Consider the following 17,707-nt stretch of genomic DNA (forward strand, 5'->3'; position numbering starts at 1 on the left):
GGGGCCCTTCGACATCGTGCCCGGTGAGGCACTGGCGGAGGATACGAGATTCGAACTCGTGAGGGGTTGCCCCCAACACGCTTTCCAAGCGTGCGCCCTAGGCCACTAGGCGAATCCTCCGCCGCAAACAATACAAGACGCTGAGGGGTGCTCGCGAACTCGTTCCCCGGTCGAGGATCGGGTACCCTGTGCGGAGCCCCTCACGTGGCGCTATCTGACTGAACTCCCCCAGGGCCGGAAGGCAGCAAGGGTAGGTCGGCTCTGGCGGGTGCGTGGGGGGCGCTTGCGTTTGCGGGCAGGGCGGCAGGCGGGCAGGGCGGGCGGCGCATGGCCTGGCCGTGCCCCATCGACGCCTGCGCCCAGGCCTCGATGGTGTGCAGCATGGCCCGGGTGCGCGGCAGGGTCTCGTCGCCGGAACCGGACTTGGCGAGCTTCATGAGGTCGAGCGCGTCGTCGGGACGGCCCAGATGGACCATCTGCCGGGCGGCGCGGGAGAGTGCTTCGCCCGCGCGCGGGCGGTCGCCGCCCTCGCGGGCCGCGTGCGCGGCGATGACGAAGTACTTCTGGGCGGTCGGTTCGAGGCCGATGTCATGGGACATCCAGCCGGCCAGTACGGCCAGGTTGGCCGCGACGCCCCACAGGCGCCGCTGGAGGTGGTCGGGGTGACGGTAGGCGAGCATGCCGCCCACCTCGTTGAGCTGGCCCACCACGGCCTTGCGCTGAAGTCCGCCGCCCCGGGACGCGTCCCAGGCGCGGAAGACCTCGACCGAGCGCTCCAGTGCCCCGATCTCCTGCGACCCGATGGGGGCGGCCTCATAGCGGTCGTACCCGGCGGGATCGGCGTACAGGGGATCGTCGAGACGGGGGGCGTCGGCCGAGAGTACGGGGTCGGTGTGCAGCCAGTCGTGCATGGCGCTGCTGAGTGCGGAGCCTGCGGCGAGCGCGGCGCCCGCGCCCACCAGACCGCGTCGGTTGAGCATGAGGTCCATTCCCGTGAATTCGGTGAGGACCGCCGCCGTCCGTTCAGGCGCCCACGGAAGGCCGTCGGGGTTCTGCTTGGGTCCGACGTCCCGCCGCTTCCCGGCGCGCCCTTGCCGGTCGAAACCGAGGTCCTCGATGGTCACGACACGGCCGAGCCGCTCGGTGAACAGAGCCGCCAGCACCCTCGGCACCGGATCGCGCGGGGACTCCCCCATGTCGATCCAGCGCCGCACCCGCGAGGTGTCGGTGGCCAGCTGGGGGTGGCCCATCGCGGCCGCCTGCCGGTTCACCAGCCTCGCGAGTTCGCCCTTGGACCAGCCGGCGAGGCCGAAGAGGTCGTTCAGGCGAGTGTTGGGTTGTCCGTTCACTTCAAGCCCCCAGGTTCTCGGCTGAGTTGACAGTAACCCCCTGTCAGATGCGGTGGGACTATTCGCCACGGTTCGCCAGGGTGCGCCAGATGGTGTGCCACCCGCAGTCGGGTGTCAGGTAAGAAGGCGCCACCCCGCCCCGGCAGGCGGACCCCATTCCCCAGGGTGGGATCAGGGCCACCGGGCCGGGCTGGCCAGCTACTCGTCGGCGCACGAAGGGATCTGTTCGCCCATGTACACAGCATCGTCCTCCGTGTCAGCCCCGCCCCGACCGCACCGTCACCTGGTGGCGGGCGGCTCGGCGCCGGCCGGACCGCGCGTCGGCCCGGGGCGGGCGTCCAACCGCTCAGCGGGAGGATCGACTTGTCCGGCCCGCAGGGCGCGCAGCTGCGGATGGCCATCGCGTCGGTGCACCGCATCTGTCCGGAGTTCAATCCGGTGCAGGTGCTGCGGCGCAGCGGCCGGTCCGTGCTGCTCGTCGGATCGACCGGGCGCGCCACGGCCGTCGCCAAGTGCCTCCTGGACCACTCGCCCGTCTGGGCCGAGCGGTTCAGGCACGAAATAGCGGCCTACCGCGCGTTCGTCCGGCACCGCCCACCAGTGCGGGTGCCGCGGCTGATCGCCGCGGACCCCGACAACTGCACCCTGGTGATCGAGCGGATGCCGGGCCGCGCGGCGGCCCTGGCCCGGCACCCGGTCGAGGCTCCGCCCCGCGCCGACGTCCGGGCCGCCCTCGGGGCGATCGGCCGGGTCAACGCCTGGCGGCCGCCGGCCGAGATGTTCAAGCACCCGCTGGAGTACGCGCCGCGGATCGCCCGCTACCACGAGCTCGGTCTCTTCACCGACCGGGATCTGAGCGACCTCCAGAAGCTGCTGCACGGACTGGGCCACTCGGGCCGCCCGGTCGCGTGGCAGTTCTCGCACGGCGAGGCGCTGCTGACGAACATCCTGCTGTCCCCCGCGGGTCCGGTGCTCGTCGACTGGGAGCACGCCGGCTGGTATCTGCCGGGGTACGACCTGGCGACGCTGTGGTCGGTGCTCGGGGACGCTCCGGTGGCCCGGCGGCAGATCAGCCAGGCCGCCCAGGCGTCCGGCCCGGCCGCGCGGGACGCCTTCCTGGTGAACCTGATGCTCGTACTGACCCGGGAGATCCGGACGTACGAGACGGCCGTGCAGCGCACCATGCGCGAGTCGGCGCCCTCGGGCGCGGCCTCGTCGCAGCAGCCGGGTGTGCCCTCGGCCGGAGAGCAGCAGCGGCTGCTGCTGCGCAGGCTGCACGACGACTGCGCGCTGGCGCGTCGGGCCGTGCGAGCGGCGGTCGGGACCCGCTGACCGCCGTGTGAGGGGCCCGTTCCGGCTACCTGCTCCGCCGGACCGGGCCCATGGGAAAGGGGCGCGCCGCGTGCCCGGTGCCGACACACCGGACGCGCGGCGCGCCGCCATGTGCGCCTGCCGCGCTCAGCGCACCCGTACGACGTCGACGTCGGCGGCCCTCACCACGGCGATGCGGTGGCCGATCTGCACGGTGACGTACTGGGCCGCGCCGGGGAAGTACGTGTGGTCGTAGGGCAGTGACGAGTCGATCGTCGGCGCGTAGAAGTATCCGGTGGGCGCCTCGCCGCCGCCGGGGTAGGACTGGCCCGCCTTGATGGTGTACGGGAGCGGGGTGCCCACGCGCGCGGCGGTGAAGTCGGCGGGGTAGTCGGCCTTCCCGGGGTAGGCGACGCCGTACACCGGCACCTCGGTCAGGCCCGCCTTCGGCCGTACGACCCGGCCCGCCGTCGGTGTGGTGGTGCGGGTGTGCTCGGGCGTCTGGAGCCAGGCCTTCTGGCCGTACCACCAGATCGCCGTCCAGCCCGGTCTGCGCTCGGCCACCACCGCCTGCTGGGTGGCGCTGATCTTGCTGCCCCAGTCGTTGGCGCAGTTGGTGCCGCTTTCGCCGGGCGCGTGCAGCCCCGGGTCCGCGAACAGCGGGGCCGTGGCGGAGGGTTCGGTGTGCAGCGGGACGGCGCTGCTGCCCTGGCGGGGCAGGTCGGTGTTCTTCTCGCAGTCGCGGAACACCTGCTGGTTGGCGGTGAACTTGGGGCTGATGGTGACCAGTTGACTGCTGGGGCTCGCGGTGGGGTGGGTGGGTGCGCCGAGCACGGCCATGAAGCGGTTCCAGTCCCAGTACGGGCCCGGGTCCCAGTGCATGTTCTTGGTGCCCCCCGCCGTGGTCGGGGGCACGTTCTCGTGGCCGATGATGTGCTGGCGGTCGAGCGGGATGTCGTACTTGGCGGCGAGGTGGCGCACCAGCGCGGCCGTGGAGCGGTACATCGCGGGGGTGTACCACCTGGCGCCCTCGACGGCGACGCCCTCCTGCTCGATGCCGATGGAGTGCGTGTTGACATACCAGTTACCGGCTTGCCAGGCGACGTCCTTGGTCTTCACCATCTGCGCCACATGGCCGTCCGAGGAGCGCACGACATAGTGGGCGGAGACGGCTCTCTTGGGATCCTGGAAGATCCGGATCGTGCCGTCGTAGTCCTCTTCGGTGTCGTGCAGGACGATGTACTTGATCCGGTTGGTGGACGGCCGGTCGGCGATGTCGTAGTTCCCGTACGCCTGTTTGTTGTCCGGAGCGCCGTTCTGCTGGTAGGCCGCCGGGATCCAGTCGCACTTCAGTACGCGCGGGCACTCGGTGGCGCGCTCCTGGGCGCCGGCCGGTACCACGGGGGCGAGCAGGGTGAGGCCGAAGGCCCCGGTGGCGGTCAGCGCGAGTGCGAGCCTGGTCCTGTGATGGGATGTCATGACAACCCTTCCTGCCGGGAGTTCACCTCGGGTGCGGGTGCGCGCACACTGTGTGACCCCGGGTGAGGGCGCGTCAAGAGTGCCGCCACAAGGGTGGGTTGTATCAGTGGATCAGACCAGTGGCAGGTCACCGACCTGCCACTGGCGCCGTCAGCCCTGCTGGAAGAGCTCCGCGGGCAGCGGCTTCAGGAGCGCGTACAGGTCGTCGGTGATCGGCCGGTCCCAGCTGGCGATGGTGACCAGGACGTTGTCGCTGCGGTCGAACTGCACACAGGAGACGCGGCTCTCGGAGAGCTTGAGGCGCCGCACGATCAGCAGGTTGTCGCCCTGCATCACGGGGATGTCCTCGGAGCCGACGACCTCGACGGGCTCGTCGTTCTCCAGCGCGATGAGGAGCTGGCCGACCTCGAACGGCACCTGGCCCTCGTCGAGCTCCCGGGCCGGGGAGCCCTCCGGCAGATTGCCGATGACCATCGCGGGGCCGCGGCCGCCGAACAGGTCGTAGCGCAGGAAGACGCCCTGGCAGCTTCCGTCGGGGGCGGGCAGCAGCCCGGCACCGAGGTTTCCGGGCCAGTCGCCCGGGTCCATGGCCAGGACATCGAAGTCCGGGCCCGCGGGAGTGGCGGAGCTGCGGCGGCGGAGGAACGACATGCCGCCCATGGTACGTGGCCGGGGCACCTCGACGGGCCCCGGCCCACGTCCGGCCCGTCAGCGCGGCGGCGTCCCCGGCGCCGGGCGGTTCTCGGTGTGCCGCAGGAGCTCCGGCAGTCCCGCCCGGTCGGTGCCGATCTTGCGGAAGACGCCCGAGAGCAGCAGCTCGACGGCCCGCTCCCGGATGCCCAGCTCCTCGGCGATACGGGTGTTCTCCCAGCCCCGCGCCGCCCGGTCGGCCGCCGTCTTCTCCTGCGCGGTCAGCGAGTCCGTGCCGACCGCACGCAGCCGCAGCGGGCGCAGCCCCGACGCGGCCAGCTCGTCACGGGCCCGCGCCGCCAGTGCGTCGGCGCCGCAGCCCACCGCGCTCTCCATGCCCCGGATGAGCAGCTCCGAGGCGTCCTGGGGCAGCCCGGCGCGGCTGAGCGCCGTGCCGTGGTCGACCAGCGCACAGGCCAGCTCGTACGCCGAGGGCGAGCGCTCCAGATGCTGCACCGCCTCCGCGAGGAGCTTGAGGCTCTTCGCGCCGGTGGCGACCTTGGCGGCGGAGTGCAGGGCCCGGCCGATGGCGCCGGCCGTGCCGAACCGGCGGGCCAGTTCGACGCCCTCCTCGGCCACCTTCTGGGCCTCCGCCGGGTCCGCCTGGGCCAGCGCCTCGGCGAGCAGCGGCCGCCAGGGGCACCACGCCGGGTTGCGCATGCCCCTGCGGTCCAGGCGCCGGCCGACGGCGCGCAGCCGCTGCTCGGCGTCGCTGCGCAGACCCCGGGCGAGCAGCAGCTCGCTGTAGACGGTCTCGGAGTCGGGGTAGACGACGGCGTTGGGGACGACCTGACCGTAGTTGTAGCGGTCGGACAGCTCCTGTGCCTCGTCCACCCGGCCCCGGGCCAGCAGGATCTCCATCAGGATGCCGAGGGCGAACCACTGGGCCGGGATGCGCTGGCCGACCCGGTCGGCGATCCGCAGTCCGCCGTGGACCAGGTCCTCGGCCTCGGCGAGACGGCCGCGGCAGAACCGGATGTATCCGAGCAGGGTGAGGCCGAACGAGAGGTGGGCGCCGCGCCAGCCTCGGTTCTCGCACTCCGCGATGCCCTTGCTGAACAGCTCGTCCGCGCGGCCCGGCTGGTCGCAGTACATGAAGACGAGCGCGACCATGACGGGGACCTCGAAGCCCCACTCCTCGTCGGTCCAGGAGAGCCCGTCGCCCAGCGCCTCCTCGGCGTAGGCGAGCGCGGTGGCGGCGGGCTCGCCGCGGACCATGGCGTCCCAGGCGCGCAGCCCGAGGATGTAGCGCTCGGCCATGCCCCGGGTGGTGAGGTGGTCGGCGAGACGGGCGAGCCTGCGCGAGCGGGCGGCCGAGTCCTCCTCGTCGGCCCGGAACGCGTTCCACTTGAAGCCCTCGGCCTGCATACGGAGCCGGGTGCGGGGGTTGGTGGAGCTCCGGCCCTCGACCGCGACCAGCTCGGCCGCCTCGCCCATCCGGTCGGTGTGCGCCAGCGCCTGGGCGAGCCGGTAGGTGATCGCCTCGCGCAGGGTGGGGTCGAGCTCCGGCTCCTCCAGAGCCGCCTGGAGGTGGTTGACGGTGGTGGCGGGTTCGTTCAGGAGCGCCGAGCAGCCGAGCTCGAACAGCACCTCCGCCCGCTCCTCCAGCGAGGGCGGCTCGCGCAGCGCACGGGCCAGACAGCGCCGGGCGGCCTCGGGAGCACCGGCCCGCATGCACTCGCGCGCGGCGGCCCTCAGCTGCTGCACCGCCCAGCGGTCGTCCTCCGGATGCATCTCCAGGAGGTGGCGGGCGGCGACCGTGGGGCCCAGGCCCGCCTCGGTGACGCAGACCGCGGCCTGGCCGTGCATCGCCACCCGCATCGCGGGCGGGATGGCGCGGTAGACGGCCGTACCGACCAGCGGGTGGAAGAAGTCCAGCCGGTCGGTGTCGCCCGCGCGGTCGGCCAGGATGCGGGCCTCGCGCAGCCGCTGGATCGCGTCCACCGACTCCTCGGCGCCCAGTCCGCCCACGCTGCTCGCCATGTGCGGGTCGACCGCGGTGCCCAGGATGGCGACGGCCCAGGCCAGCCTGACCGGCGAGGGGCCGAGCCGCTCCAGGCGCTCGACGAGTCCGCTGCCGCGTGCCGTGGAGGCGAGCTCCCTCAGCTCGGCGGCGTTGGCGTAGTGCGGTTTGATGTTCCGCTCGCGGATCTTGGCGATCAGTTCGACCGCCTCGAAGGGGTTGCCTCCGGTCAGCGCCCAGCACTCGCGGGAGAAGAGGTCGTCGCCGCCGTTCTGCAGCACGTCGTGGACGAGCCTGCCCACGCCGTGCGGGGAGAGCGGCGCCAGGGTCACCGGCCGGGAGCCGTGCCGCTCGGCGAGCCTGCGGAACTCGGTCGCCTGCGCGGGCAGTTCCTCGGGCCGGTAGGCCGCGACGATCAGGATCGGCAGCTCGGCCGCGCGCAGCGCGAACGAGCTCAGCCAGGTCAGGGACTCGGCGTCCGCCCAGTGCGCGTCGTCGACGATGAGCACGACGGGCGTGTGCTGGACGGCGAACCGGGTCACCAGCCAGTCGAGGCCGTCGCGCACGCCCTGCGGGTCGGGCGAGCCGCCGGGGACGGCGACCAGGCCGACCGCGGGCGCCACGATGTCGTACCAGGTTCCGAGTATCCGCCGGTGTTCGTTCTCACCGGCGGCGGCCAGCACGGGCTGCACCAACTGGCGCACCACGTGGAAGGCCACGCCTTGTTCCTGCTCGCCGCCGCGGGCCGTCAGCAGGGTGCAGCGCCGGGCGACGGCCTCCCTGCGGATCTCGGCGATCAGGCTCATCTTGCCGAGACCGGCCGCTCCCGAGATGGCGAGCAGGCCGCCGCTCGGCGCGACCGTATCCCCCTCGGCTCCCACGCCGCACAGGTCGTCCAACATGCCTTCGAGCAGCAGGAGTTCATTCTCCCGCTCGAACAGTCGCCTACGCGAACCACTGGTCCGCCGGCCTTTCGAGTCCGCCACAACCGTCCCCTTTTGGCAGTAGGGCCGAGCCTACGCTTTCGGACACGCACCGTGACACCGATGTGACCGTCTTGCAAACCCGGCTTGACTAACTCGCCTGGATCTGCTGGGGGGTTGACACGGCTTCGGGGGGCGCGAAGCACCGGCCCACACGCCGCTTGTGCAGTTCCGGCCACGGGCGCACTATGAGCTTTCCGGACAGCAGCTCCGCCCAAGGCTGCTCACCCTTCGGCGCAGAGGAGGCGGAGCGATGTCGCCCCCAGCAGGCTCACCGCTGCCCGAGGACCGCACGGGGCTCGTCGCCATCCCGTTCCCCGCACGCTGCCATCCGCGCCACGCGGTCGCGCGTCAGCACACGCTGGACTGGCTTCACCGGTTCGGGATGCTCTCGGGCCAGTGCGCCACGGACGAGTACGACGCGATGGGGCTCGAACGCCTGATGGCGCACTTCTATCCGGACGCCACCGACTCGGATCTCGCGCTGGCGACCGACCTCAACGCCTGGTTCTTCGTGTTCGACGACCAGTTCGACGGCCCGATCGGCCGGCAGCCCGACGCGGTGGCCCGGCAGATCGACATCATGCTGCGCACGATGAGCGACCGGGGCCCGGCTCCCGGCGACCCGACCAACCATCTCGCGGGCACGCTCGCGGAGTTGTGGAAGCGGCTGTGCGACGGCACCCCACTGCTGTGGCAGGAGCGCTTCCGGACGCACTGGCGGGAGTATCTGACGGCCTATCACTGGGAGGCCATCAACCGCACCCGTACCGGGCTTCCGTCGCTGCCGGGGTTCCTGCGCGGACGCCGTGACTCCATCGGCGTACAGCCCTGTCTGGATCTCGTCGAGCGGTGCGGCCGGTACACGCTCCCCAACGAACTTCACCGCGGCAGCCCGCTGGCCGAGATGCGCTGGATCACCGCCGATGTGGTCATCTTCGTCAACGACATCGTGTCCGCGGACAAGGAGCTGGTGGCCGGGGACGTCAACAACAGCGTCATCATCCTGCACAAGGGGTCCGGTCTCTCGGTGGCCCGGGCCGCCCGCGAGGTCGCCCGGCTGGCCAACTCCCGGGTGGAGCGCTTCCAGACGCTCGCGGTGGAGCTGTCCGAGGCGCTCGCGGGCACCGGGGTCTCCGATCAGCTGCGCACCCAGGTCGACGACTATGTGGCGGGCATGCGGGCGCTGATGAGCGGCAATCTGGCGTGGTCGCGCACGACGGCCCGGTACGGCAAGACGGGCATCGAGGCCGCGGTGCGGGGCCAGCGGCCCTGGGCGCATCTCTTCGAGGAGGCGGAGGCGCTGGAGGCCTAGGGCCGCTACGACCCGGCGTGCGACCGGTGGCGCCGCTGGTGGCGGGCGACCCGGGCGCGGTTGCCGCAGGAGGGCCCGCACCACTCCTGGCGCGGGTGCTCCTTGAGGAAGTACCGCACACACCGGGGCGCGTGGCAGGCCCGCAGCCTGGCCCGGTCGGGCCCGGCCAGGAAGTCGACGGCGGCGCGGGCGAGCGCGGCGCAGAGCGCCGTGACGGCGTCGGGGTCACCGGTGCCCCGGTGGACGGTGTACGGATCGGCGCCCTCGGGCCACTCCAGGCGGGGCACGGTGGGGACGGCGGCCGCGGCCGCGTTCAGCAGCTCCAGGGCCATCTCGACGGGGAGCAGCCGCTGGGCGTCGGCGGCGCTCGGCGGGTCCGGCAGCACCGCACGGGCGAAGAGGGCGCGTACGGCGGCCCGCAGCGCGCGCACGGCGGTGAGGGCGTTGTCGTCAGCGGTGAAGGCGGCGGCGGTGAGGGCTTCCGCTGCGGCGGCTTCGATGGTGGCTTCGGTGGCGGCGGTTTCGGCCGCGCGTCCACCCGTACCGGTGCCGCGATCCGTGTCCCCGTCCAGCGCGGCCCCGTCCAGCGCGGCCGCGTGCTCGCGTACCCACGCCGTCAGCCCCTCCGGCCCGCTCAGGTCGTCGGCGGCCCCGCCGTGGCCGTCGTGGCGGACGGTGAGGGCGAGAGCGAGAACGAGGGAGTGGTCGGCCATGTGGCTAATGGTAACCACGGCACCAAGCGTTAGAGGGGCCCCGGGGCGTCGGCACGGCCGCACCCCGGCCCCGCCCGGCCCAGGGCCGGGCGGGTGCACGGGCGCTCGCGACCGGGCGGGGCGACCCCGTCCGTCCCGCCGCTCAGGTGAGGTCGAACTCCCCGTCGCGCGCGTTCAGCACGAAGGCGCGCCACTCGCCCGGACTGAAGATCAGCGAGGGGCTGCCGGGGCGCCCTCCGTTGCGCATCGCGATGAACCCCTCGACGAACGCGATCTGGACGTCTCCCGTCCCTTGGCTGCTCGACCTCCAGTCGGCCTTGCTCAGATCGAGATCCGGCTTGTCCCAGCCCACGCGGGTCTGCTGGGTGGTGCTCTCGGCCACGTCCCTGCTCCTCCCGGTTCCCTGTCGTCCGGGGCCAGACTAGCGATCGCGTCCGGTCCCGGACAGGCCACGGAAGGAGTACCGCGACCGGCTCGCGACGACGGCGTGGACGGCCCGTCGACCGCCCGTCCGCGCCCTACCGGCTCGGCGGCTCGGACCCGACCAGCCACATGGAGAAGAACTGCGAGCCGCCGCCGTAGGCGTGCCCCAGCGCTCTGCGCGCCCCCTCGACCTGGTGCTCTCCGGCCCGTCCCCGCACCTGGAGGGCCGCCTCGGCGAAGCGGATCATGCCGGAGGCGCCGATGGGGTTGGTGGAGAGGACCCCGCCCGACGGGTTCACCGGCAGGTCCCCGTCGAGCTCGGTGACTCCCGACTCGGTGAGCTTCCAGCCCTCGCCCTCCGCGGCGAAGCCCAGGTTCTCCAGCCACATGGGCTCGTACCAGGAGAACGGCACGTACATCTCGACGGCGTCGATCTCGCGGCGCGGATCGGCGATCCCCGCCTGCCGGTAGACGTCGGCGGCGCAGTCCTTGCCCGCCTGCGGGGAGACGAAGTCCTTGCCCGCGAAGAGCGTGGGCTCGCTGCGCATCGCGCCGCCGTGCACCCAGGCGGGCGGGTGGGGCGAACGGGCCGCGCCCGCGCGGTCGGTGAGGACCATCGCGCACGCCCCGTCCGAGGAGGGACACGTCTCCGAGTAGCGGATCGGGTCCCAGAGCATCGGGGAGGCCTGCACCTTCTCCAGGGTGATGTCCCGCTCGTGCAGATGCGCGTACGGGTTCAGGAGCGCGTTGCGCCGGTCCTTGTACGCGACGAGCGAGCCCACCGTGTCGGGGGCGCCGGTGCGCCGCATGTACGCGCGTACGTGCGGCGCGAAGAAGCCGCCCGCCCCGGCGAGCAGCGGCTGCTGGAAGGGGACGGGCAGCGACAGGCCCCACATGGCGTTGGACTCGGACTGCTTCTCGAAGGCCAGGGTCAGCACGGTGCCGTGGACCCGGGCGGCCACCAGGTTCGCGGCGACCAGCGCGGTGGAACCGCCGACCGAGCCGGCCGTGTGCACACGCAGCATGGGCTTGCCGACCGCGCCGAGCGCGTCGGCGAGGTACAGCTCCGGCATCATCAGGCCCTCGAAGAAGTCGGGGGCCTTGCCGATCACGACGGCGTCGATGTCCGCCCAGCCCACCTGGGCGTCCTCCAGGGCGCGTTGGGCCGCCTCGCGGACGAGTCCGGCGATCGAGACGTCGTGCCGGGCGGCGACGTGCTTGGTCTGGCCGACTCCGACGACGGCCACGGGTTCCTTGCTCACGACGGCTCCCCCTCCAGGACGGCGACGAGGTTCTGCTGGAGGCACGGCCCCGAGGTGGCGTGGGCCAGCGCGCGGTCGGACTCGCCCCGGTGGATCGCGGCGGCGGCCTCGCCGATCCGGATCAGCCCGGCGGCCATCACCGGGTTGGCGGCCAGCGCTCCCCCGGACGGGTTGACCCGTACTCCGTCGGACAGCCTCAGCGCCTTGCGCAGGACGACCTCCTGCGAGCTGAAGGGGGCGTGCAGTTCGGCGGTGTCCACGGGCGCCTCGAAGGCCCCGGCGCGCTCGGCCGCGAGCCGGGCCGAAGGCGAGTCGGTGAGGTCGCGCACGCCCGGACCGTGCGCCTCGATGCGGTGGTCCATGCCCCGGATCCAGGCGGGCCGCTCGCACAGGTCGCGCGCGGCGTCCCCGGCCGCCAGGACGACGGCCGCGGCCCCGTCCCCGACCGGCGGGCAGTCGCCGGTGCGCAGCGGGCCCACGAGGTAGTCGCCCTGCGGCCGTGCACCGCGCACCTGGGCATGGGGGTTGGCGGTGGCGGAGTCCCGGCTGCGGGCGGCGATCGCGGCGAGTCCGGGCTCGTCGGTGTCGCCCGCGTCGATCAGGGCCTGTGCCTGGAGCGCGGCGAGCGCGACGGAGTCGGGCCACAGGGGCGCCAGGTAGTACGGGTCGAGCTGGCGGGTCAGTACGTCGCGGACCTCGCCGGGCGAGGACTTGCCGTAGGAGTAGACGAGCGCGGTGTCGGCCTCGCCGGTGAGGATCTTCACCCAGGCCTCGTAGAGCGCCCAGGCGCCGTCCATCTCCACGTGCGACTCGGCGATGGGCGGCCAGGCGCCCACGCCGTCGAGGGCCATGGTGAAGGAGAAGGCGCGGCCCGCGAGGTAGTCCGAGGAGCCCGAGCAGGTGAAGCCGATGTCGCCGGTCCTCAGCCCGGTGCTCGCCAGCACCTGGTGGAGCACCGGCATCACCATCTCGACCTCGGAGAGCTCGTCCGTGCGGCGCCGGTGGTCGCTCTGCGCGAAGGCGACGACGGCCACATCCCGTGCGGGGCGCATCAGATCAGCTCCTTGTAGGTGTCGTAGTCGGCGTCGGGCTCCCCGGTGGGCCGGTAGTGGTCGGGGTGGCGGCCGCCCCCGCTCCACACCGGTTCGACGCGCAGCCCCATCCGCACCTGGTCGTAGGGGATGCCGCCGATCCGGCCGTGCAGGGCGAGGTCGGCGCCGTCGAGGGCGATGTGGGCGTAGACGTAGGGCACTTCGATGCCGAGATTCGCCGTATGCGAGGCCTTGATGTTGACGATGCAGTACGTGGTGACGGTGCCGGCCGGGCCCACCTCCACCCGCTCGTCGGTGGCGACCCCGCAGGTGGGGCAGGCGCCGCGCGGCGGCACGTATACCTTGCGGCACGACGGGCAGCGCTCGCCGACGGTCCTGCGGTCGGCCAGGGCCTCGATGTACCCGGTCTGGGCGCGGCCCGGGCTGTGGGTGTAGTCGAGCCGGGCCGGGGCGACGATGCCGGTGACCGGGTCGGCGAACTCCCCGCTGTGCGGGCCCGGTTGCCCCGCCGCCTCGCTCTCGTACGGTTCGAAGCACGCGATGTCGGTGATGGCGCCCGCGCGCTCCTCGGCCCAGCGCACCCGCACCCGCATCCCGGTCCGCACGGTGTCGGGGCCCGGCGCGTCGAGGGCGTGCAGCAGGGCGGTGTCGGCGCCGTCGAGCCTGACCAGGACCCAGGCGAAGGGGCGGGCCAGCGGCTGGCCCCGGCGCGGGGAAGGGTTCCAGGCCCAGGTGGTGACGGTGCCGGTGGCGGCGACCTCGACGAGGTCGTGGAGCTCCTCGGCGGTGGCCGGGTCGTACTCGACGGGCGGTACGAGCGTCCTGCCGTCGGACGTCCGCACCCCGAGGACGGTCCGCTCGCGCAGCCCGGTGAGGAAGGCGCTCTGGACGGGGCCCAGCGAGCGGGTGAACGGGAACTCGACCACCAGGGGGGCGCTGAGGACTTCGGGCATCGGGGGCTCCTTCTCGGGTGGGCCGACGGACGGGCTCGGGCGCGCGGCGGAGGCTCAGGCGCGCCGGTAGACGGGCGGGCGCTTCTCGGCGAAGGCGCGGGCGCCCTCCTTGGCGTCGGCGGTGTCGAAGACCGGCCAGCCGCGCTTGAGCTCGGCGGCGAGCCCGTCGGTCTCGGTCATCTCGGCGGTCTCGTACACCGAGGCCTTGACCGCCTCGACGGCGAGCGGCCCGCAGGCGTTGATCCGCTCGGCGAGGGCGAGCGCCTGCTCAAGGGCGGTGCCGTCGGCCACCACCCGTCCGACGAGTCCGATGTCCCGTGCCTCGGCCGCGCTGTAGGGCCGCCCGGTGAGCAGCATCTCCAGGGCGTGGGTGCGCGGGATCTGGCGCTGGAGCCGGACGGTCGAGCCGCCGATCGGGAAGAGCCCGCGCCGGACCTCGAAGAGCCCGAAGGTGGCGCTCTCCCCCGCCACCCGGATGTCGGTGCCCTGGAGGATCTCGGTGCCGCCCGCCACACAGGGGCCCTCGACGGCCGCGATCACGGGCTTGCGGGGGCGGTGGTGGCGCAGCATCGCCTTCCAGTGCAGATCCGGGTCGGCCTTGAGGCGGTCCCGGTACTGCTCGCCCTCCATCCCCTTGCCCGCCAGGGCCTTGAGGTCCATGCCCGCGCAGAACGCGCCGCCTGCGCCGGTCAGGACGACCGAGCGGACCGCGTCGTCGGCGTCGGCCTCCAGCCAGCCGTCGTAGAGGCCGACCAGCATCGGCAGCGAGAGGGCGTTCCTGGCCTCCGGCCGGTTGAGCGTGAGTACGAGTGTGGCGCCCTCGCGCCGCACGGTGAGGTGTTCGGTGCCACCCATGCGCCTGCCTCCCGTCGTCGGACTGGAACAGGTTGCAGGAGCCGGGGGCGCAGTTCAATAGTTTTCTGACAGACAGTCAGATTCTTTCGCCGGAGCCCCTTCCCAGTTGCGGCGGGCTCTGCTCTGATGACGGCCACACGGATGGGCCCGGGGTCAGGAGGAGCGGTGGAGTACAACCTTGCCGACCTGTTCGAGTCGGTCGTCGACGTGGTCCCCGACCGCGAGGCACTGGTCCACCTCGACCACCCCGGCACGGGCGCGGAGCGCCGGCTGACCTACGCCGACCTGGACGCGGCCGCCAACCGGATCGCCCACCACCTCATCGACAGCGGCATCGGACCGGGCGAGCACCTGGGCCTGCATCTGTACAACGGGGTCGAGTATCTGCAGACCGTGCTCGGCTGCCTCAAGGCCAGGGTCGTCCCGGTCAACGTCAACTACCGCTATGTCGAGGACGAGTTGGTCTACCTCTACCGGGACGCGGATCTGACGGCCCTGGTCTTCGACGCGGAGTTCACCGCACGCGTGGCGGGCGCACTGCCGCACACCGAGAAGCTGCGCCACCTCGTACGGGTGGGGGAACCGCCCGAGGGCGCGCCCGCGCTGGACGCGGTGCCCTTCACCGAGGCCGAGGCGGCCGCGTCCGACGGGCGGGGGTTCGCGCCCCGCTCGCCCGACGACCTCTTCATCATCTACACCGGCGGCACCACCGGCATGCCCAAGGGGGTGATGTGGCGCCAGGAGGACCTGTTCTTCTCGGGGCTCGGCGGCGGCGCGCCGACGGGCGAGCCGGTCGCGCGCCCCGAGGAGCTGGCCGAACGGGTCGCGGCGGGCGGCGAGGGCATCACCTTCTTCCCCACTCCCCCACTGATGCACGGCACCTCCACGCTCACCGCCTTCATCGGCTTCCACTTCGGCCAACGGGTGGTCATCCACCGCAAGTTCGTGCCCGAGGAGGTCCTGCGGACGATCGAGAAGGAGAAGGTCACCAGCGTGTCACTGGTCGGGGACGCGATGCTGCGTCCGCTGATCGACGCCCTGAGCGGCCCCCTGAAGGGCACCGACTGCTCATCGCTGTTCAGCGTCTCGTCCTCCGGCGCGATCATGTCGGAGACGGTCCGCGCCCAGTTCAGCGCGCTGGTCCCGACCGCGATGCTGCTCAACAACTTCGGCTCGTCCGAGTCCGGCTTCAACGGCACCGCCACCGAGGACTCCGGCCCCGACAAGGGCTTCCGGCTGCGCGTCAACTCCCGTACGGCGGTGGTCGACCCGGCCACCCACGAGCCGGTGAAGCCCGGTGAGCCCGGCCGGATCGCCCAGCGCGGCCATGTGCCGCTCGGTTACTACAACGACCCCACGAAGACCGCCGAGACGTTCTTCCGGCGCGGCGACGAGCGCTGGGTGCTGCTGGGCGACATGGCCACGGTCGACGAGGACGGCATCGTCACGGTGCTCGGGCGGGGCTCGCAGTGCATCAACACCGGTGGCGAGAAGGTGTATCCGGAGGAGGTCGAGCAGGCGCTCAAATCCCATCCGGACGTGTACGACGCGCTGGTCGCCGGGGTGCCGGACGCCACCTGGGGCAACCATGTGGCGGCGGTGGTGCAGGTGCGCGAGGGCGCCGAGGCACCGACCCTCGACGCCATCCAGAGCCACTGCCGCACCCGGCTCGCGGGGTACAAGGTGCCGCGCCAGCTGGTGATCGCGCCGAGCATCCAGCGCTCGCCCAGCGGCAAGGCGGACTACCGCTGGGCGCGGGCGGTGGCGGTGGAGTCGGCCGCCGGCTGAGAGACCGGCCGAGCCGGGCCGTCAGATGCCGAACTCCCTTATCTCCGCGAGGAATTCCTCCGGCCGCTCGGCGTGGACCGAGTGGCCGGCGTCGATGGTGACGAGGCGGGCCCCGGGTATACGGGCGGCCATCTCCGCGATCACCTTCTGGTCGATGTGGCTGTCCGGGCCGCCCGCGACGACCAGGGTCGGCGTGGCCAGGGCCGCGTAGCCCGCGCGCCAGGCCGGATCGGGGTCGTTGAGCTGGACGTCGATGTCCGCGACGACCGGCCAGTCGAAGGAGAGCTCCCCGTCGGGACGCTCCACGAACCCGCGCCGCGGGACGACGGGGGTCAGCGGCGGGCTCTCCTCCAGGACCAGCCGCCCGATCAGCTCCGGCGCCCGCACGGCGAGCAGGAGGGCTGCCGCGCCCCCCATGGAGTGCGCGACCACATCGGCGCCGGCCAGGCCGAGCGCGTCGACGAAGCCGCGCAGGTCGTCGCGGAAGCCCTCGAACGAGTAGCGGCCCGGCCAGTCGCTGAGGCCGTGGCCGCGCAGGTCGAGCGCGTACACCCGACGCGTGGCGGCGAGCGCCTCGGCGATCCCGGTCCAGTCGGTGCCGGATCCGCCGCGGCCGTGGACCAGCACGACGGGCGGCGCGGACTCCTCGCCCTGGACCCGGTACGCGAGCCGGAGGCCCGAGGCCGTGCGCACACTGCGGACGCCCGGCTCCAGGAAGGCCGCGAGCGTCCGTACGAAGTCGCCCGGCGCGTCCAGCCACGGGAAGTGCCCTGCGCCCGGCAGCACGGTGAGCTCGCCCCGGGGGAAGAGCGCGGTGAGCTCGGCGGCGCGCTCCGGCGTCGGCGTGGCGTCGTGCGCACCGGCCACGACGAGCACGGGCGCGTCCACGGCGGCGAGCGCGGCGGTGGTGGCGGCCGGGTCGAAGACGCCGTCCTGGTAGTGGACGGCGGCCGCGGCGCGGTTGATCTGCGCGTCCTCGCCCGCCGCGTGCTCCTGGGCCGCCTCGTCCCAACGCCCGTACATGAACGGCTGGACGGCCGCCCACACCTCGCGCGGGTCGCGCCCGCCCCGGATCTCCTCGAACGCGGCCCGCCCCTCCGCGTACCAGCTCTCGCCCTCGCGCAGCGCCACGGCCGACCGCCAGTCGTCCTGGGTGACCTTCAGGCCGACGGCCTGGATGCCGGGGGTGACGAGGACCAGCGAGCCGATCCGCCGCGGGTGGGCGGCCGCGTACAGGGTGGCGAGGTTGCCGGAGGCCGAGTGGGCGAGGAGGTCGACGGTGTCCAGGCCGAGGTGCTCGCGCAGCGCCTCGACGTCGTCGGCCATCCGGTCGCAGCGGTACGAGGAGACGTCCTCGGGCACCGGCGAGTCACCGGTCCCGCGCAGGTCGAGCAGCACCAGCTGCCGGTGGGCGGAAAGCCCGCCCAGGTCGCCCAGATAGGCGGAGGCCCGCATGGCCCCGCCGGGCAGACAGATCAGCGGCTTCCCCGTCCCCACCAGGTGGTAGGCGAGCTCGGTCCCGTCGTACGCGGTGAACTTCGGCATGCCGGTGATCTTTGCAGCGCGTGGTG

General features: G+C 72.9%; 12 protein-coding genes, 1 tRNA gene, 1 other RNA gene and 2 pseudogenes. 4 read left to right on the plus strand and 12 right to left on the minus strand.

The genetic code is table 11. The features are described 5' to 3' along the window. Positions 1 to 32 precede the first annotated feature (32 nt). Positions 33 to 120: transfer RNA gene (locus A8W25_RS00590), tRNA-Ser, on the minus strand. A 71-nt stretch (positions 121 to 191) separates the two neighbouring features. Here A8W25_RS00590 and ffs point away from each other — a divergent pair. Beyond that, positions 192 to 290, plus strand: an RNA gene (gene ffs / locus A8W25_RS00595) — signal recognition particle sRNA small type. A gap of 30 nt (positions 291 to 320) precedes the next feature. Here the strand turns inward: ffs and A8W25_RS34620 are convergent. Further along, a pseudogene (locus tag A8W25_RS34620) lies at positions 321 to 1,349 on the minus strand (hypothetical protein); the annotation flags it as partial. Positions 1,350 to 1,581: 232 nt separating this feature from the next. On the opposite strand from A8W25_RS34620, the pseudogene A8W25_RS00605 reads away from it, so the two are divergent. Next, a pseudogene (locus A8W25_RS00605) lies at positions 1,582 to 2,681 on the plus strand (aminoglycoside phosphotransferase family protein). A 126-nt stretch (positions 2,682 to 2,807) separates the two neighbouring features. Here the strand turns inward: A8W25_RS00605 and A8W25_RS00610 are convergent. From A8W25_RS00610 to A8W25_RS00620, 3 genes are all read right to left on the minus strand, one after another. Continuing rightward, positions 2,808 to 4,139: an N-acetylmuramoyl-L-alanine amidase gene (locus tag A8W25_RS00610; protein ID WP_067154024.1), complete on the minus strand. Its 1,332-nt coding sequence runs from the start codon at positions 4,137 to 4,139 to the stop codon at positions 2,808 to 2,810. A gap of 150 nt (positions 4,140 to 4,289) precedes the next feature. After that, entirely contained in the window at positions 4,290 to 4,790 is a 501-nt protein-coding gene (locus A8W25_RS00615) for a hypothetical protein (protein ID WP_067156499.1), read from the minus strand. A 57-nt stretch (positions 4,791 to 4,847) separates the two neighbouring features. Continuing rightward, a complete protein-coding gene (locus A8W25_RS00620; RefSeq protein WP_107470580.1) occupies positions 4,848 to 7,694 on the minus strand; it encodes an ATP-binding protein in 2,847 nt (948 codons plus the stop codon). A 334-nt stretch (positions 7,695 to 8,028) separates the two neighbouring features. On the opposite strand from A8W25_RS00620, the gene A8W25_RS00625 reads away from it, so the two are divergent. Continuing rightward, a complete protein-coding gene (locus tag A8W25_RS00625; RefSeq protein ID WP_067154030.1) occupies positions 8,029 to 9,090 on the plus strand; it encodes an isoafricanol synthase in 1,062 nt (353 codons plus the stop codon). Positions 9,091 to 9,095: 5 nt separating this feature from the next. Here the strand turns inward: A8W25_RS00625 and A8W25_RS00630 are convergent, their stop codons facing one another. From A8W25_RS00630 to A8W25_RS00655, 6 genes are all read right to left on the minus strand, one after another. Continuing rightward, on the minus strand, positions 9,096 to 9,803 hold the full coding sequence (locus tag A8W25_RS00630; RefSeq protein ID WP_067154033.1) for a CGNR zinc finger domain-containing protein: 708 nt from the start codon (positions 9,801 to 9,803) through the stop codon (positions 9,096 to 9,098). Between the two features lie 142 nt (positions 9,804 to 9,945). Then, the gene (locus A8W25_RS00635) at positions 9,946 to 10,185 is read right to left on the minus strand and encodes a DUF397 domain-containing protein (protein ID WP_067154037.1); all 240 of its coding nucleotides are present in this window, start codon (positions 10,183 to 10,185) and stop codon (positions 9,946 to 9,948) included. A 136-nt stretch (positions 10,186 to 10,321) separates the two neighbouring features. Further along, entirely contained in the window at positions 10,322 to 11,488 is a 1,167-nt protein-coding gene (locus A8W25_RS00640; RefSeq protein ID WP_067154040.1) for a thiolase domain-containing protein, read from the minus strand. Continuing rightward, on the minus strand, positions 11,485 to 12,540 hold the full coding sequence (locus A8W25_RS00645; protein ID WP_067154043.1) for a thiolase domain-containing protein: 1,056 nt from the start codon (positions 12,538 to 12,540) through the stop codon (positions 11,485 to 11,487). The genes A8W25_RS00640 and A8W25_RS00645 overlap by 4 nt, the downstream gene beginning before the upstream one ends. Continuing rightward, positions 12,540 to 13,493 (minus strand): Zn-ribbon domain-containing OB-fold protein, encoded by a 954-nt coding sequence (locus tag A8W25_RS00650; RefSeq protein WP_067154046.1) that lies wholly within the window; start codon positions 13,491 to 13,493, stop codon positions 12,540 to 12,542. The genes A8W25_RS00645 and A8W25_RS00650 overlap by 1 nt, the downstream gene beginning before the upstream one ends. Before the next feature lie 54 nt (positions 13,494 to 13,547). Then, positions 13,548 to 14,348, minus strand: coding sequence for a crotonase/enoyl-CoA hydratase family protein (locus A8W25_RS00655; RefSeq protein ID WP_067154049.1), 801 nt, complete (start codon positions 14,346 to 14,348; stop codon positions 13,548 to 13,550). 165 nt (positions 14,349 to 14,513) lie between these two features. Here A8W25_RS00655 and A8W25_RS00660 point away from each other — a divergent pair, with 165 nt between their 5' ends. Next, on the plus strand, positions 14,514 to 16,136 hold the full coding sequence (locus A8W25_RS00660; protein WP_067154052.1) for an acyl-CoA synthetase: 1,623 nt from the start codon (positions 14,514 to 14,516) through the stop codon (positions 16,134 to 16,136). A gap of 21 nt (positions 16,137 to 16,157) precedes the next feature. Here the strand turns inward: A8W25_RS00660 and A8W25_RS00665 are convergent, their stop codons facing one another. Next, a complete protein-coding gene (locus tag A8W25_RS00665) occupies positions 16,158 to 17,681 on the minus strand; it encodes an alpha/beta fold hydrolase (RefSeq protein ID WP_067154054.1) in 1,524 nt (507 codons plus the stop codon). Positions 17,682 to 17,707: the final 26 nt, after the last annotated feature.

Origin of the sequence: Streptomyces sp. ERV7 (genome assembly GCF_001653515.1) — a bacterium.
GTDB lineage: Bacteria > Actinomycetota > Actinomycetes > Streptomycetales > Streptomycetaceae > Streptomyces.